This is a genomic window from Streptomyces sp. NPDC029122, assembly GCF_055569445.1.
The window spans coordinates 14362-31078 of sequence record NZ_JBVHWK010000016.1; the positions used below are offsets into that span (position 1 = coordinate 14362).

Genomic DNA, 16717 nt, shown 5'->3' on the forward strand with positions numbered 1-16717 from the left:
CCTCAGTGATCACCGGGTTCCTCAGGGGCGGGGGAGGTGATCTCCCACACCCCGTCCGTCTCGGCCGCGGCCCAGCCGCCGGGGAGGTCCAGGGGCTCGGCGAGGGTGACGTCCGTGAGGGAGACCGGCCCGTGGAAGGTGGTACCGGCCAAGGAGACGGCGGCCCGGAAGTCGCAGCCCTCGAAGGCGACGGAGCCGTCGAACACGGACCCGTCGAAGACGGTGCCGCCCTCGAACTCGGCGCGCTGGAAACGGGCGGACCCCCGGAAGCGGGCGCCTGCGAAACCGGCCGCCGCCGTCTCCGCCCTCGAATCCGCCCACCGGAACATCCCCTCGAAGACGGCGTCGTCGAAGGCCACTCCTGCCGCGCACACGGTGTTCTCGAACAGGGCCGAGCCCCGGAAGCGGGCGTCCCCGAAGCCCGCCCGGTCCCCGAACCGGGCCGCGTCGAAGACCGCCAGGCCCTCGAAACGGGCACCGCCGAAGGCGGCCGCACCGTCGAAGCGGGCGTCACGGAAGACCGCCTCGCCCTCGCAGACCAGGGACTCGAAGTCCGACTCCCCCGCGAAACGGGTGCCGAGCACGGACAGCGGCCCCTCGCACACCACGCGCGTGAAGGAGGCCGGTTCCCGGAAGACGGACTGCCCGAGGGACAGCCGGCCCTTGAAGACCACCCGGTCGAAATCCGCCCGCCCCCGCACCGTCATCCCCTCCAGCACCGCCTCCTCCTCCAGCACGGCACGCCGGAACGAGACGCCGCCGAGCCAGTTGGTGCCCGCGAACCGGGCGGCCCTGAGGAACACGGCGCGGTCGAAGACGGCCTCTCCCCCGAAGCCGGCGTGCCCGAAGACGGCCGCCTGCTCGAAGACGGCCCGGCCGAAGGACGCCCGCCCGCGGAAGGTGCCCGCGGCGAAGGCCGCCGCCTCCTCGAACACGGCGCGGCGGAAGTCGGCGTCGCCGGTGAAGGTGGGGGCCGGCTCCTCCCACCCGTCCTTGAAACACGCCCGTACGAAGGCCGCCGAGCCCAGCCGGACCCGCCCCGTCCCCGGGTCCCGCACCGCGTCGAGCACCCGCCCCAGCAGGCCGTCCGCGAAGGTGGTACCGCGGAAGTCGACGGAGGAACCGGGCCCCAGGCTCCCCAGGTAGGCGTCCTGCTCGGCGCGCGCGAGGTGGGCCAGGCAGGTGCGGTGGCCCGGCAGCCGGATGCCGATGCACCCCGACGGGCCGTCCTCGGAGGCGCCGGAGCCGCACCGGGGCCACACGGACTCCTCCAGCCGGTACGTCTCCGCGTCCGCCAGCAGCTCCGCCACCCGGCCGGGATCCCCGACGAGGAACCATCCCCGCGTCTCGCCCACCAGGGGTGTGAGGGGGCGCAGGGCCAACGGGCCGAACAGGTCGAGCAGTTCCTCGTACAGGGACCGGGAGAGGGTGAGGACGAGGCGCAGGGTGTCGTCCGGGCCGCTGGTCCTCAGCCACGCGTTGATCACGTCGTTGTCGAGGAGCCGGTCCATGGTCTCGGCGTCGCCCCCGGGACCGTGTACCGCCAGGGCCACGGCGAGCGGAGGACCCGAAGCGGGGCTCCGGCCCACGGCCCGGTACAGAGCGAGCAGCAACAGCCCGGCCCGGGCGAAGGCGTCCGGCCCGGACAGGGAGGTGCTCACGCCCATCGACGCGCTCTCCACCCGCCCGGCGACTCCGGCGTCGTCCATCGCCCGTACCAGGAGGCCGGTCAGCTCCCGGCGCGCGGAGCGACCGGGCCCGTGGACGCTCGCGGCCGCACGCACGGCCAGGGTCACCCCCTCCCCGGGCGCCTGCTCGCCCAGCACGGCCCGGAAGCCGTCCTCGGCGAGCAGGGCCCCGGCCGTGAGGAACACCATCCGGTCGGGCCGGACCGTGTGCACGACACCGCGCAGCCCACCGGGCACCGAGAACACCGGGGCGCCCCTGAAGTGGGCCCAGTCCTCCACCTCCGGTGAGATCCCGACGATCTCACCGTTGTACGCACCGGCCTGCACCCGTGTGTCGCCCGCGGCCGTGAGCCAGTCCCGGCCGTCCGCGAACCCGTGGACCACGGCCGACGGTTCCTCCGGCGCGGGCGACGCCTCCCAGGCCGGCGCCGTGAAGAGCCCGGGGTCCGCCAGGTCCTCCCCGCTCTCCAGCACCAGCACGCGCGGGCTCGCGTCGTCCCACCACACGGGGCGGCAGGCGGTCTCCCGGCCGTCCGGCAGGGAGACCCAGGCGACGGTCTCCCGGGGCCGCGCCACGTCCCCGGCGGTGAGCACCAGCCGGGGGGACAGCAGGGTGCCCACCTCGCGCGGCTCGCTCAGGGGCTCGAAGCGGACGCGCACCACTCCCTCGGTCACCCCCTCGCCGGCCACGGGCCGTTCCGCGAACGGCAGCGCCCCCTCCGGGACCCGGCGGCGCCCCTCCGCGCCCGTGGTGACCCGGATCGCGGAGAAGTCGGGGCCCGTGCCCCGGTGGCGGTACATGAACTCCCAGACCCGGCGGCGCACGAGCTCCCGTACGGCGGCGACCTCCCCGCGCAGCTGGGAGCCGAGCAGCACCTCCCGTACCCCCGGCAGGAAGTCGAACTCGGCCTCCTCCGGCCGCTGCTGCCCCTCCCAGGGGGCGAAGAGCCCCCCGAGGGCCACCTCCGCCAGGTGCCCGTGTTCGGAGTCCCGCAGCAGGGAGCGCCGTACGAGGGTCATCACGGGCAGCGTCAGCGGTACGGCGGCCAGGTGGGCGGCGAGCTGCTGGGCGGTCGGGGAGGCGCTCGCCCGGAACCGCTCCACCGCCTCCAGCGCGGTGGTGTCCCGGCGCTCCGGGACCGCGGCGGGCCCGGGGGCGGCGTCCAGGCGCAGGCAGGCCAGGCGGCGCCAGCGCCCGTCGCCGGACACCGTCCGCGCGAGCCGGGCCAGACTGGCGGAGGCCGCTCCGACCACGGGGACCATGGGCCCGCCGCCGCGCGCCCGCCGGGCGGCGGGGGCCCGCTGCCACGAGCGGGTGGCGGCGGCGGGCCGGTCGGAGCGGACGGCGAAGGGCACGGGCCGCACCGCGCCCCGGGTCCACAGCCGTTCGGGCAGCACGTTCAGCACGGCCACGGCGTTGTGGGTGCTCCAGTGCCGCAGGACGCGCATCAGCGGGGCCTCCTGCCAGCCTCCGGCGACGGTGTCGGAGACGAGGAGGATCAGCCGGCGGCCGGCCGGGTCGGCCAGTTCCAGCGGGTTGCGGGGCGGGCCGCCGCGGCCCCGGGCGAGCATCGGGGTGCCGCCGGGGCCGGTGCCGTTGAGCTGCCAGGTGCGGACGTCGCGGAAGACCCCGCTGCGGGTGAGGACCCCGCGCAGCTCGGCCACGAGGTCGGCCCAGAGCAGCATCGAGGGGTGGGTGTCGACGACGAGGGCCAGGTCGAGCCAGCGGCTCTCCGCGGGGCGCAGCACCGGAGTCGGGACCATCGCCTCGATGCTGCGCTCCACGGTGAGCTGCTCGTCCAGCTCCTCTCCCGGCCCGCCGATGGAGCGGCGTCCGACGGGGCGCAGCGAGCGCATCAGGGCGAGCGGGTCGTCGAGGGAGGCGGTACGGGGCAGCCGCAGCGGTACGCCGCGCCGCGCGCCCCCGCCCGCACCCGGCGGGGCCTCACCCGGCGCGGCGGCGCCGGGCGCGCCGGGCGGCTCCGCCGGGACGCGGGCGGCGGGGAAGAGCTGGACGGCCCCGGCGGCGGGGGGGCCGGCCCGGCCGGGGCCGGACGCCGGCTCGGAACGCCGGGGCGCCCGCGGGGCCGCGTCCGGTTCCGGCGGGCCGGACCGGCGCGCGCCCGGCTCCCGGGACGCGGCGGCGGCCGGGTCGACGCGGGCGGCCAGCCAGAGGATGTCGGCGATCTCCTCGGGGCCCGTGCCGGTGGGCGGCGCGGCGCCGTCCTCGGCGCCCTCGGAGAAGGCGGCGAGCAGCCTCTCGATCACGCGGTGGGCCCGGTGAGGTGCTGCATGACGGTGTCGAGGAAGCGGTCGCGGTCGGCGGGCGCCGACCAGGCCCCGGCCAGGCGCAGCTGGATGGCGTTGAGGAGCTGGTCGGTGGCGAGGTCGCCGTCTTCGGCGCGTTCGAGGAAGCTCCGTACGAGGTCCTGGTACTCGGCCGCGTCCGCGCCGGTGATGTCGACGCCGAGCCGCCCGCGCACGATGCGGGCGAGTTTCTCCGGTCCGGGTGCCTCAAGGTGGAGGCGGACGCAGCGGCGCAGGAAGGCGGGCGGGAAGTCGCGTTCGCCGTTGCTGGTGAGGATGACGACGGGGAAGTAGCTGCACTGCACGCGGCCCTGGGTGACGGCCACGCCGGCGTCGGGGTCGTCGTCCGTGCCGATGGCGACGGTGGGTTCCTCCTTGGCGAGCCGGGCCAGTTCGGGAATGACGAAGCCGCCGTCCTCGAAGACGGTGAGGAGGTCACCGGGCAGGTCGATGTCGCTCTTGTCGATCTCGTCGATGAGCAGGACGCGCGGCCGGCCCTGCGGCAGGAGGGCGGTACCGAGCGGGCCCAGGCGCAGGTAGCGGGCGATGGAGGGGGTCTCCTGGGCCTGGGGGAAACGGGAGCCGGGGACGCGGACCTGTGCCAGTCCGGCCTCCTGGAGCCGGCCGATGGCGTCGTAGAGGTAGAGGCCGTCGCGCAGCACGGTGCGGCTGGTGATCGGCCAGTGCAGTACGGGGCCCAGGGCCAGGTCGGCGGCGATGCTGTAGGCGAGGGTGGACTTGCCGACACCGGGCTTGCCGGTGATCAGCAGGGGCCGGCGCAGGTGCAGGGCGGTGTTGACCACGTCCTTCTCCGGTTCGTCGGGGACGTAGCCCTCGCCGCGCCGCCGGGTGCGCTCCCAGGCCTCCCCGGAGCAGCCGGGCGGCCCGTAGGACCCGTCGGGGACGCCCGTGAAGTCCCGCCAGGGCGGCGGCGTTCCCGCCTCCAGCCGGGCGCGGCGCTCCTCTCCGGAGCCCGCGCCCTGGTACAGCCACCAGTCCTTCGCCACTGCCTGTGCCTCCATCGTCTCTTCGCCGGTCGTGCGTTCGGGGTCGGGGCCGGATCGCGGGCCGGCCTTCGGGGCGGGGTCGTGGGCGGCGGGGTCAGGTCAGGGAGCGGAGGTCGACGGTGTCGTCGGGATCGTCCCACAACAAGACCAACTGGTCTTCCCCTTCAGGGTCCTGTCCGGCGGCCGCCCGGCGCACCTCCCGCACCCGGGCGGGCAGACCGAACACCGCGGGCGCCCCGGGGCCCGCCTCCGGGGCCAGCAGCGCGGGCAGCCCGCCGGCCGGTGCTCCGCCGCCGCGCCGCCACACCGCGACGGGCACCCCGCCCTCGAGCACGGCCTCCAGCAGCGCCGCCGTCCGGCTGCCCGTGACGTGCCCGAGGACGCAGGCGGGCGCCGGCCGCGCCCCCAGGCGCAGCCCGAGCGCGTCGGTGACGTCCGGGTCCTCGACCAGCCGTACGGAGTCGGGGTGGCGGCCGTCGTGGACGTGGAGCCAGCGCCATGCGGCCCGCCATTCGGCGCGGGTGTCCTCACGCTCCTGCGGGCAGCGCACCACCACCTCGTGGACCATGCCGAGCGGGCGGGTCCGGCCGCCTGGGCCGCGCGGGACGGGCCACTGGTCGAAGTCCGTCTCCAGCAGTTCGTACGGCACGTGGAACTCGACGCGCCCGATGTCCCCGTACGGCTGCCCGGGCCCGCCGTCGCCCTCGGCGAGACGGCGTACCAGTTCGGCGCGGACCGCGGCCAGCGTGACGGGGCTGCCCTCCGACTCCCAGACGTGGCGGGTGCGTTCGCCGCGCAGCCACATCCGGGCCAGCAGGCCGTCCCCGCCGCCGGGCGGGGACTCCAGGCGCACGTGCAGGGTGGTCCGGCGGGCGGGGGCCGGCGGCGGGCGCAGGGCGGGCAGGGCGAGCCGCTCGCGGGTGGCGCGGACCCAGCGCGCGAGGGCCGCCGCCCACGCGGGGTCTCCGGGCCCGCCGCCGGGGCCGCCGCCGGGGCGGGCGGCCCGGTCGGCGAGGAAGTGCACGAAGGGCACCGCCAGCGGCATGCCGGTCCGGCCCCCCTGCCGCTCGTCGAGGTCGGCCACCACGTCGAGGAGGGTGTCGGCGGGCAGCCCGCCGTCCACGGGGGTGGTGCAGCCGGCCGCCCTGAAGGCCCAGGCGTAGGCCTCGTACGCGCAGCGCGGCAGGTCGCGGCCCTCGAACAGCTCGCCGAGCCCGTCCCATCCCGTCTGGTCGAGGCGGGGGGCGCCGGGCAGGGACGGCCCGGGCGGGCCGTCGTCGAGGAAGGAGTTGGCGTCCCAGTCCCGGTCGACGAGGAACTGCGGCAGCTGCCAGCCCTCGCCGCGTTCGCGCAGTTCCCGGAAGGCGCGGTGGATGCTCCGGGCGGCGTCCGGCAGGGCGGCGGCGCCCTCCCGCACGGACCGGTCCCCGAGCTCGCCGAGCAGGGCCTCGGTGAAGCGGCCCGCGCCCCGTTCGGCGTCGTTCTGCGCGGCCTCGCCCTCGCGTGAGGCGTACAGCCGGAACTGCCGCCGTCCGGGGACGGTGCGGCCGCCGCCGTAGTCGGCGCTGCCGAAGTTCCAGCGGCTGTCGCGGGGCGCGTCGACCCGGCAGGCGTCGACCAGCGCGGCCTGGAGCGGGAACCGGCGGTGCGTGACCAGGTCGGTGCGCCACCAGCGCAGCGCGGAGTCGAGGTTGAGGTGGCGGATGTGACCGGGGCGGGCGTCGGCGCAGGGCAGCATCAACTCCCGGTCGCGCCCGAGGTAGCCGTGCCCGGCCCAGAAGATCCACAGCAGGTCGCCGTCGCAGGCGGGGAGTTCGTCGAGCAGGACCGTCCGGGCGTTCGCCTCGGTAGCGGGCCGGTACGCGCTCCTCAGCGCGGCCAGACCCTCCGACGAGGACCAGTCGAGGGTGTCGGGGTCGTCGAGCGGGGACAGCAGCAGCCGTACGTTCTCGGCGGGCACCTCACCGGGCCCGGTCAGCCACCGGGCGAAGCGCAGGGCGTCGCGGGCGGGGCCGCGCAGGTTCCAGTGGTGGCTGATCTCGTACCGCTCGATTCCCGCGACCAGCGCGAAGGTGCGCCGGGGTGCCAGGGCCGGGGGCAGCGGGCCGGGGTCCGCCCTCACCCGATCCCCGCCTCGGCCACCGCCCGTTCGATGCGCTCGTAGAGGGATGTCTGTTTCCAGTACGCGCTGTGGCTGGCCGGGAAGGGCTGGCGGCTGCTGATCTCGTGGTCGCTGACGCGGGGGTCGCCGGGGAAGACGGGGCCGGCGAGGTAGGACAGCACGTCCTGGCGGTCGTAGACGTTGAGCCAGCGCGGGAAGCCGTACGGGAGCCCGCTGCCGGGGGCGAGGGCGGTGAGCGCGCCGAGTTCGTAGAGGTACGGGGCCTGCGAGCCGACGGTGACCAGCAGTTCGGCGCCGGCCACGGGTTCGCCGTCGGCGGCGGCCAGCGCGAGCAGGTCCACCAGGGCGATGCCGCCGAGGCTGTGGCCGATCAGTACGGTCGGGCCGGGCCGGGCGGTGATCCGCTCGTGCAGGTACTCACGCAGCCCGGCGCCCCGGGCCTGGTAGCGCAGGATGTCGCCGAGCGCGGGGGTGGCGCCCGCGGTGAGGGAGCCGCGCCAGGCGTTGAGCAGCGGCTGGGTGGTGACCCGCATCGCGAGCCGGCCGAGGACGGCGGCGGCCCGGGCGCCGGGGACGCGGGCGCCGCCGCCGAGGCGGGTGGTGAGGAGCTCGACGAGCCGGTCCCGTTCGGCGGCGGTGCAGTCGGCGTCGGCCCCGGCGGCGGCGAGGGCGGTGGCGGTGACGGCCCGGGCGAGGGCGGTGGCCAGCTCGCGGGCCTGCGGTTCGGTGGTGGTGCGGGCCGCGGCGCGGGCCGCTTCGGCGGAGTCGGCGGTGGCCTCCAGCGCGGGACGGAACACGGCGGCGAGGCCGGTACCGTCGAGCAGGGACCGCAGTTCGTCGGGGGCTCCGGGGTCCGGCACGGCTTCGGCGAGCCGGTGCAGGGGCTCCAGTACCCGCTCTCCGGCGGGCCGTAAGCCGGGCATCGCGAAGGGGTCGCCCCCTGCCTCCTCGGCCCCTTCCTCCTCGCCCCAGCCGGCCTCGGCCAGGACCCGCAGCTCGCACAGCGGGTCGGCCAGCAGCAGCCCCCACTCGGCGGTCTCGCCGCCCCCGTCCGCCTCGACGGCCGCCCCGGGCACGGACCGGGCACCGGCTCCCGGCCCGGCGCCGAACCGCTCGCCCCAGAAGCAGGATTCGGCCTCCGCCCCGGGGAACCGGTCGGCGAGCCGCTCCCGCACCAGCCCGAACAGCGCGTCGTGCCGCTCCCGCCGCACCCCCGTACCGTGAACGAACAGAAACCGCATGACCCGCACCGCCCCCTCGTCGCACTCCCCCGCCGGGCACGATAGCGCCGAGCGGCCGTGCCGGCCCGCGGAACGGCCGGTTCGGCACACTGGGGGATTCCGGGCCGTGTGCGTCGGGCACGGGGCCGAACGATCTCACGGAGCGCGTGGATGGATCTCAACTCGGTGGTCATCGCGGTGGCGGGCGTCGCCGGAACCCTGGGGGGCGCCCTGCTCACCCAACGGGGCTCCGAACGGGCCAGGCGCCGGGAGATAGAACTCGTCCGCGCCCAGGAGGAGATCCGCGACAGCCGTTCGCTGCGGCGCACCTGCTACGCGGAACTCAACCGGGACGCACGGCAGTTCACCACCGCGCTCAACCGCCATCTGCACGTCTTGGGCGAACGCGGCGCGCAGGACGCCGACCGGGAGGCGCTCGACGAGGCGAAGGACGCGCACCGCGACCGCTACTCGGAAGCCCAGATGATCGCCCCGGATGACGTCCTCGCGACGGCGGCCGCCGTCAACCGGGCCCTGACCACGGTCTACGGCCAGGTCAAGCGCCTCGAACGGGGCGCCCCGGAGGCGGGCGAGACCCTGGAGGCGGCGGGCCGCGCCCAGTACGAGATCTGGGACCTGCTGCGGACGATGCGGACCGCCATGCGCCGCGACCTCGGCGTGTCGGTGGACGGGTGAGGCCGCCGTCCCCCCGGGTGCCGGCGGCCTCGTTTCCCCCGGGGGGCGGGCTCGTCTCAGAGTTTGCGCGCGAAGAGCAGCCCGTCCGCGACGGGGAGCAGGACGGATTCCACCCGGTCGTCGGCGCGGACGTGGGCGTTGAACTCGCGGACGGCCAGGCCGTTGCCCTGGGCCGCGGGGTCCGCCGCGTCACCGCCGAAGAGCGCGTTGTCGGCGAGGAGCAGCCCGCCCGGCCGTACCCGGGGGACCAGTTCCTCCCAGTAGTCCCGGTATCCGCCCTTGTCGGCGTCCAGGAAGACGAGGTCGATCACCGGTTCGGCCGGCAGGGCGCGCAGGGTGTCCAGGGCGGGCGCGAGCCTCAGCTCGATCCGGTCGGCGAGCCCGGCCTCCTTCCAGGCCTCCTGCGCGATCGCGGTCCACTCCGGTGAGACGTCGCAGGTGAGGACCTGCCCGCCGGGGGCCAGTCCGGCGGCGAGCGCGAGGGTGGAGTAGCCGGTGAAGGTGCCGACCTCGACGATCCGGCGGGCTCCGGCGAGCTTGGCGAGGAGGGTGAGCAGGACGCCCTGCTCGTGCGGGATCTGCATCACGGCCCGGTCGCCGAGGGCGCGCGTGCGCTCGACCAGCCGCCGCTGGACCTCGCTCTGGGGCTCCGCCTGGGCGAGCAGGTAGGCGTACACCTCGGGGGTGAGGGGGACCGTCTTCACGTCGTCGGGCTGCCTGTTCATGGCGTACGTCCTCTCGTCACGGGGGCGGGGCGATCTGGGCGGGGAGGGGTTTGCCGAGCGGGCCGCGCGGGATGCGGTCCACGAGGCGTACCAGGCGGGGTTCGGCGCCGAGGCCGCGCGCGGTGGCCCGTACGCCGTCGGCCGTCAGGGGGCCGCCCCCTGCGACGAGCAGGTCGTACGCCTCCTCGTGCGGCGGGCCGGCGACGCGTACGCAGGCCACGTCGGCCCCGGGGAGGGCCGCGCGCAGCCGGGCGGCGATGGCGCCGAGGTCGTACCGGATGCCGTTGATCCGCACGAGCTGGGCGCGGCGGCCGAGGCGCAGGAACATCCGGTCGCCGAGGCGGCGGACGAGGTCGTCCATCTGGTGCCGGCCGGGCCGGCTGCCGTCGGGCAGGGCGGACAGGCGCGGGCCGGTCACGGTGAGCGGGCCTTCCTCGCCTGTGCGGGGTGCGGCGAAGGCGACGTCGTCGAGCAGGGTCCAGGGCCCGGCCGGGTCCCAGCCGGTGCGGTGGGCGACGGAGCCGGTCTCGGTGGAGCCGAGCAGCTCGATCAGGACGGCGCGGGGGTCGGCGCGGAACCGGTCGGCCTCCGGGGGGAGTTCGGCGGAGCTGTGGAGGAAGGTGAGCTGCTCGAAGGCGGCGGTCCAGCGGGGGTAGCGGGCCAGGCTCCGGAAGGTGGCGGGGATGGCGACGACGGCGATCCGCCGGGCCGTGACGGCCGGCGGCGGACAGTCGGCGGAGGGCCAGAACCACACGGGCAGTCCGGTGACGGCGGGCAGCAGCACGGTGGCACAGGCCCCGTAGGCGTGCCGGGGCGGGGCGGAGCTGACGATCGCCCCGGGCGCGTACGGGGCCAGCAGGCGGGCGGTCCGCTCGGCGTCGGCGCGCAGCCGGGCCCCGGAGAAGATCCGCCGCACGGGGTCGCCGGTGGCTTCGTCGGACGCCAGGAACGCGTAGTCGCGGCCGGTGAGCCGCTCGCGGGCACGGGCGGCTTCGGCGGGGGCCAGCCGGTCCCAGGGCAGGTGCCACGGCCCGGGCGGACCGTCGTCGGCGTCGGCACCGATGCCGGGGCGCTCCCATGGGGCGTCGAGGGGCAGGGCGGGGTACGGCGGTTCGAGGGACATGCGCGCGTCTCCCCCTGTGCGTTCGGGTGCCGGGACGGTGCGGGCGGTGCGGGGCGGCCGCGGCCCGGGGGCCCGCCGGCACACGGGGAGCCCTCAGGGGCACAACGACGGGGCCGCCTTGCGGACACGGGCGGGAGGGGCACCTTTCGCGGCGGCGCCGCCCGGAGTCGTCACGGACGGGCCACTATCCATCACCTGTGACATGTGAAATATTACCTCCGCTTCGGCCCCCGGCACCCCAAGGGCCGCATCCCACGCACCCAACCCCCCGAAAGGGCCCCTCCGTTGCGCAGACTCGCCTCGGCGGGAGCGGCGATATCCCTCGCCGCCCTCGCCCTCCTGCCCGTCCCCGCCGCCCTGGCGGCCACCGCACCCCCTCCCGCCCCGCCGCACGCCGCCCACGGCGGCGAACAGGCCGCCTCCCCGCCCCTCGCCCCGCTGGAACTCCAGCGCCAGGCCCTGCGCCGGCAGGCCCTGGAGAGCATCGCGGCCGGTGGCGCCGGCGGCGCCGCCGCCCGTACGGCCGGCCCCCTCCCCCGCACGGTGAAGATCGGCGACCAGTACGTCGAACTGGCCCGGCAGCGCCAGGACAAGGTCTTCGTCATCCTGGCCGAGTTCGGAGACCGGACCGACCCCCGCTTCGGCGGCACTCCCGGCCCCCTGCACAACACCATCGGCAAGCCGGCCGCGGACGACAACCACACCCTCTGGCGCAAGGACTTCGACCGGGCCTTCTACCAGCGGCAGTTCTTCTCCTCCCAGCCCGGCTCGGCGTCGATGCGCGCCTACTACAACCTCCAGTCCTCCGGCCGCTACGACATCGACGGCACGGTCACGGACTGGGTCAAGCTCCCTTACAACGAAGCCCGTTACGGCACGGACAACTGCACCGAGCCGGGCCAGTGCCGTACCAACTGGGACCTGGTGCGCGATTCCACGGCCGCCTGGTACGACGCCGAGCGCGCGAAGGGCCGTACACCGGACGACATCAAGGCCGAGCTCGCCCCGTACGACGTGTGGGACCGCTACGACGCCGACCACGACGGGAACTTCGACGAACCGGACGGCTACCTCGACCACCTGGTCGTCGTCCACGCCGGCAAGGACCAGACCTGGGGCGGCGGCGCCCAGGGCAAGGACGCGATCTGGGCGCACCGCTGGTTCGCGTACTGGAACCAGGCCGGCAGCGCGGGCCCGGAGGGCAACAAGGCCGGCGGCACACCGGTCGGGGACACCGGCATCTGGGCCGGTGACTACCTCACGGGCGGCGAGAACAGCGGCGCCGGCCTCTTCTCCCACGAGTTCGGCCACGACCTCGGCCTGCCGGACCTCTACAGCTCGGACGGGGACAACAGCGTCAACTTCTGGTCGCTGATGTCCTCGGCCTCCTACCTGGGCAAAGGCCCCAACACCACCGGCCTGTTCCCCGGGGACCTGGACCCGTGGAGCAAGCTCCAGCTGGGCTGGCTCGACTACACGGAGGCGGACGCCGGCCGCAGGACCCGCGCCACGCTGGGCGTCTCGGGCTACCGGACCGAGGACCCGCAGGCCCTCCTGGTGCACCTGCCGCCCTCCACCACCCGAACCGACCTCACTGACCCCTACGAGGGCACCCGCCAGTGGTGGAGCGGCACGGGTGACTTCATGGACAACACCCTGACCCGCCCGCTGGACCTCACCTCGGGCCCGGCCACCCTCACGGCCCGCCTCTGGTACGACCTGGAACAGGACTTCGACTTCCTCACGGCGGAAGCCTCCACCGATGGCGGCAGGACCTGGACCGCCCTGCCGGGCACGGTCGACGGCACCCCCGTCCCGCCGAAGGGCGTCTCGGGCACCTCACCCGGCTGGACGGAGCTCTCGGTCCCCCTGGACCGGTTCGCCGGACGGCACGTCCACCTCCGCCTCCGCACCACCTCGGACAGCAACACCCACGGCCGCGGCGTCACCCTGGACGACATCCGCGTCACCCGGGCCGACGGCGGCGACGCCCTCCTGCGGGACGGCGCGGAACAGGGCGACAACGGCTGGACCCCGGTCAAGTGGTCCCGTACGGAGGGCCGCACCGGCACCACCGACCACCCCCGCGCCTACTTCGCGGAGAACCGCCGCCACACGGGCTACGGCTCCCTCCTGAAGTCGGGGCCCTACAACTTCGGCTTCACGGGCGACAAGGTGGAGTTCTACCCGTACCAGCAGGGCGTGCTGATCTGGCTCTGGGACACGGCCTACAGCGACAACACCACCAAGGCACACCCGGGCAACGGCCTCCTCCTCCCGGTGGACGCCCGCCCGGCCCCCCTCCGCTTCCAGGACGGCACCCTCCTCAACGCCCGCGCCCAGACCTTCGACGCCCCCTTCTCGACCCGCCCGACCGACCGCATCACCCTCCACAAGGCGGGCACCCCCCTGACCCTCCCCTCCCGTCCGGGCGTCCGCACCTTCGACGACCGCCACGACACCTACTGGACCCCGGACCTCCCCCAACTCGGCGTCAAGGTCCCCGACACGGGCACCCGCATCGAGGTCACCAAGGAAACCCCCACCCGCACCACCCTCCAACTCACCCCCTCGTCCCCCTGACCCTGCCCGCCCCCGCATCGGCAAGCAGCGGGGGAGCGAACGCACAGCACGCCCGGTCGGAAAACCGACCGGGCGTGCTGTGTCTGCGGAGTACTCGCTATCCGATGGCGCGGGCGGTGCCCCAGTCGTCTTCTTCTACGCGCCAGCTGGTGGTGGCGGTGGTCCTGCCTCCGTGGATGAGGTGGAGGGTGCCGTCGTTGCGGGTGGCGTAGAAGTCGGGGATGTTGTCGTTGTTGACGTCGGGGGTGCCTCGCAGGAGGGGCCAGGTGGTGCTGTCCCATCCGGTGGTGGCGTAGGTGAGGTCTTTGCCGTCGGCGGAGTTGACGGCGAGGGCGAGGGAGTTGATGTCGGCGCCGCCGCCCGGGCCGGGCTTGCCCCGTCGGAGGGCGAGGCCGCGGTCGGGGGTGGTGTCGTCGCGGAAGAGGAGGTCGGGGATGTTGTCGCCGGTGATGTCGCGGATGTCGATGATGTCGCGCCTGCTCCAGCTGGTGGCGGAGAGCTGGCGGGCTTCGGTGATGGTGGCGCCGCTGTAGCCGGTGAGGATCCAGAAGGTGTCGCCGGCGGTGGCGAAGATGTCCTCCATCTTGTCGCCGTTGATGTCGGGGACGACGACGATCTGGGAGAGGGTGGCGGGGTCGGGTGCGCCTGCGGGCAGGAGGATTTCGGTGCGGCGGCTGATGTCGAAGCGGCCGTTGCCGTCGCCCTGGTAGACGTAGAGCTTGCCGTCGGGCATGCGGGCGATGAGGTCGGTGATGCCGTCGCCGGGATACCAGTCGTGGGAGTGCGCGATCAGCGCGCTCTTGCCGCCGGCGTCCTTCCAGTAGCCGGCCGGTACGGGCTTGCCGCTGTCGGTGGCTGCCGGCATCCAGGCGTCGAGGTCGCCGATCTGGTCGGCGGGGTAGACGCGCAGGTCACCCTTGCCGTCGATGGCGAGGAGGTCGGCTTTGCCGTCGCCGGTGGTGTCGCCGGGGCCGTCGAGGCCGGGGCGGGGGCGGACGTAGAAGGTGTAGGTGACGGGGTTGGAGGGGTTGCCGGCTTTGTTGACGACGCGGACGTAGAAGAGGTTGGGTCCGGCGTTGTCCGGGTTGACGTCGACGGTGACGGTGTCTGACCCGGCGGCGGGGACTGCCTTCTTGTCGTAGACGGGGTGGTTGAGGGACCACTGGAACTCGGTGATGTCCGCGGGGTTGGTTCCGCCCGCGATGACGGTGATCTTGCCGGGGCCGAGGGTGTTCTTGCTCCACTCGGCGCCGTCGGGGCCGGGAGCGGGGAAGTCCTCGGAGCGGATGGTGGGCGGTGTGGGCTGGGTGTGGTCGACGGTGAAGCTGCACCAGCCGCCACCGCCGGAGTCCATGGGGCCGCTGCCGGACCACTGTCCGTCCCAGTCGATGGCCTGGGCGAGCCAGTAGTACGTCTTGCCGGGGGTGAACTTCTCCCAGGGGATCGTCACGTTCGCGGCGCCGTCGCCGTTGGTGTCGCGGAGTTCGTCGGCGACGGGCTGGGAGCCGTCGGAGGCCCAGATCCTGAAGTTCAGCCGGCGCAGGTTGCCGTCGCCGTCGAAGGCCTTGGTACGGAAGTCGACATCCGTCTTGCCGATCTTGGTGAACGGCTGGCCAGTGACGCACGCACCACCCGGGGAGGTGCTCATGTTCGCAAGGACCGGGGTGTCGGGGACCTTGGTGTACTCGACCTCGATGTACGGGGCACTCTCGCCGTTGGCGAGGAACTTCTTCCAGTAGCCGGCGTCACTCTCGTTCGGCGAACGCAGGCCCAGGGTGAGGTTCTGCCAGGCGCCGCGGGCGCCTTCCTCGACCTTCGCCTTGATGTCGATGCCGACCCAGGCGTCAGGGCAGGAACTGTTGTAACCGTGACCGGTGGACGCGCCGGCGATGCGGTTGCCCCAGAAGGTGCCGTTGTTGGTGTTGTTCCAGGTGCTGGAGCTGGTGATCAGCGGGGTGTGGTAGACGTCGAAGGCCCTGGCATCACAGCCCCAGGAATAGGTCTGCAGCATCCGCAGGTTCGCCGAACGGATCTGGCTCCCGTGGATCTGGCTCCCGAAGTCGAAGATGAACGCCGCCCGCGAGGTGCCGTAGGTCGTCGTCTCATAGCCGACACGCGCCTCAGGGGTACCGGATCCGCTGTTGTAGTTCTGCCCGTTCCAAAAGCTGGAGCCGCCCTCGGTCTTGTAGAACGCGGTCCAGTTCTGTTTGTGACCCTTGAACGAGGGGTCGATGAAAACCGGATAGACCGTGTCGGCGTCCTCCAGCAGCTGCCTGCTGGGCGTCACCGTCAGGATGTTCTCAGCCGACAGGGTCGCGGAAGCGACCTTCGCGTGGTTGCCTTCCGCACCGTTGAGTCCGGGCAGGGCGAGCGTCGGGTGGTCCTTCGCCTCCGGAGCCGGCGTCGGCTGCGGCTCGCCCTCGGTGACGGCCACCTTGCCCGCAGAGTCCCACATGTACGGGGTCGGCGACCCGGCGATCTCCACGCCCTTGGAGTCCTTCGCGCTCACCGACCGCGACGCCTCGTCAAGGTGGAAGGTCAGGTCCGGGGAGGAGAGGCGATAGTTCAGCTGGCCCAGCAGCGGGTCGGCGGCCGCCTGCTTGTCCTTCACGACCAGTACGTGCGTGTAACCGGCATCCTGAGCCGTGATCACGAGGTCGATGCCCGGGCGGACGTTCTCGTACAGTGCACGCGGCCCCGAGACCACGGGCTCGGGCAGCGGGCCCGGCCAGCCGACCACGAGGTCGTGGCCGTCGGTGGTCAGCCGCACCAGATCCGTCCACGCCGGAGCCGGCGTATCGGCCTTCGCCACGGCAGGCCGCACGAGAGCAACTCGGGAAACACCACGCGAGGCCCGCCCGTCGTCACCCGCCGGCACCGCCTTGCTGCCGGCACTGAAGACGACACGCCCGTTCACGGCCTTCGGCGCGAACCCGCCCTCCACCCGCTCGAGCGTGGTGTCGACCGGCTTCCACTCACTGCCCACCTTGGCCCGCGTCGCCGCACTCGACACCCGCAGCTTGAACGTCCCACCAGGCTGCGCGAACGTGCTGGTGTGCGCGGTGCGCTCCGCCGTGACCTCGACCTCCTTGCCGCTCTCCTTCGCCAACCGACGCGCCTCGGGCGCGGTGATGGACGGGTTCGCGTCCGGAGTCGGCCCGGCCTGCGGTCGCGGCGCGTCTTCGCCGGTCCAGCGCACGATCGGCACTGCGACGGCGACGGCCATCAGAACAGCCAGGGCTCCGA

The 16717-nt window shown here is 74.4% G+C and carries 9 protein-coding genes; 2 read left to right on the forward strand and 7 right to left on the reverse strand.

Going from position 1 to position 16717, the window contains the following annotated elements; translation table 11 throughout:
• Positions 1-2: 2 nt before the first annotated feature.
• The 4 genes from ACZ4WZ_RS19475 to ACZ4WZ_RS19490 all read right to left on the reverse strand — a co-directional run bounded on the left by ACZ4WZ_RS19475 (position 3) and on the right by ACZ4WZ_RS19490 (position 8365).
• On the reverse strand, positions 3-3956 hold the full coding sequence (locus ACZ4WZ_RS19475) for an SAV_2336 N-terminal domain-related protein (RefSeq protein WP_467891872.1): 3954 nt from the start codon (positions 3954-3956) through the stop codon (positions 3-5).
• Positions 3953-5017, reverse strand: coding sequence for an AAA family ATPase (locus tag ACZ4WZ_RS19480; protein WP_467891874.1), 1065 nt, complete (start codon positions 5015-5017; stop codon positions 3953-3955). The genes ACZ4WZ_RS19475 and ACZ4WZ_RS19480 overlap by 4 nt, the downstream gene beginning before the upstream one ends.
• Positions 5018-5096: 79 nt before the next feature.
• A complete protein-coding gene (locus ACZ4WZ_RS19485) occupies positions 5097-7124 on the reverse strand; it encodes a VMAP-C domain-containing protein (RefSeq protein WP_467891876.1) in 2028 nt (675 codons plus the stop codon).
• Positions 7121-8365 carry a hypothetical protein gene (locus ACZ4WZ_RS19490; RefSeq protein WP_467891878.1) on the reverse strand — a complete coding sequence of 415 codons (1245 nt, stop codon included), beginning with the start codon at positions 8363-8365 and terminating at the stop codon, positions 7121-7123. The genes ACZ4WZ_RS19485 and ACZ4WZ_RS19490 overlap by 4 nt, the downstream gene beginning before the upstream one ends.
• 150 nt (positions 8366-8515) lie before the next feature.
• Here ACZ4WZ_RS19490 and ACZ4WZ_RS19495 point away from each other — a divergent pair, with 150 nt between their 5' ends.
• Positions 8516-9040, forward strand: a complete 525-nt coding sequence (locus ACZ4WZ_RS19495; RefSeq protein ID WP_467891880.1) for a hypothetical protein — start codon at positions 8516-8518, stop codon at positions 9038-9040.
• Between the two features lie 56 nt (positions 9041-9096).
• Here ACZ4WZ_RS19495 and ACZ4WZ_RS19500 read toward each other — a convergent pair whose 3' ends face one another.
• Entirely contained in the window at positions 9097-9765 is a 669-nt protein-coding gene (locus ACZ4WZ_RS19500) for an O-methyltransferase (RefSeq protein WP_467891882.1), read from the reverse strand.
• Between the two features lie 16 nt (positions 9766-9781).
• Complete coding sequence (locus tag ACZ4WZ_RS19505; RefSeq protein WP_467891884.1) at positions 9782-10888, reverse strand: class I adenylate-forming enzyme family protein; 1107 nt, start codon at positions 10886-10888, stop codon at positions 9782-9784.
• A gap of 285 nt (positions 10889-11173) precedes the next feature.
• Between ACZ4WZ_RS19505 and ACZ4WZ_RS19510 the strand changes: the two genes are divergently transcribed.
• The gene (locus ACZ4WZ_RS19510; RefSeq protein ID WP_467891887.1) at positions 11174-13471 is read left to right on the forward strand and encodes an immune inhibitor A domain-containing protein; all 2298 of its coding nucleotides are present in this window, start codon (positions 11174-11176) and stop codon (positions 13469-13471) included.
• Positions 13472-13568: 97 nt separating this feature from the next.
• On the opposite strand, the gene ACZ4WZ_RS19515 is transcribed toward ACZ4WZ_RS19510, so the two are convergent.
• A complete protein-coding gene (locus tag ACZ4WZ_RS19515) occupies positions 13569-16697 on the reverse strand; it encodes a DNRLRE domain-containing protein (RefSeq protein WP_467891889.1) in 3129 nt (1042 codons plus the stop codon).
• Positions 16698-16717: the final 20 nt, after the last annotated feature.

Excerpts from the sequence above, each read along its gene's own strand:
- ACZ4WZ_RS19480 (WP_467891874.1), bottom strand. The coding sequence starts at position 5,017 with ATGGAGGCACAGGCAGTGGCGAAGGACTGGTGGCTGTACCAGGGCGCG.
- ACZ4WZ_RS19490 (WP_467891878.1), bottom strand. The coding sequence starts at position 8,365 with ATGCGGTTTCTGTTCGTTCACGGTACGGGGGTGCGGCGGGAGCGGCAC.
- ACZ4WZ_RS19495 (WP_467891880.1), top strand. The coding sequence starts at position 8,516 with ATGGATCTCAACTCGGTGGTCATCGCGGTGGCGGGCGTCGCCGGAACC.
- ACZ4WZ_RS19500 (WP_467891882.1), bottom strand. The coding sequence starts at position 9,765 with ATGAACAGGCAGCCCGACGACGTGAAGACGGTCCCCCTCACCCCCGAG.
- ACZ4WZ_RS19505 (WP_467891884.1), bottom strand. The coding sequence starts at position 10,888 with ATGTCCCTCGAACCGCCGTACCCCGCCCTGCCCCTCGACGCCCCATGG.
- ACZ4WZ_RS19515 (WP_467891889.1), bottom strand. The coding sequence starts at position 16,697 with ATGGCCGTCGCCGTCGCAGTGCCGATCGTGCGCTGGACCGGCGAAGAC.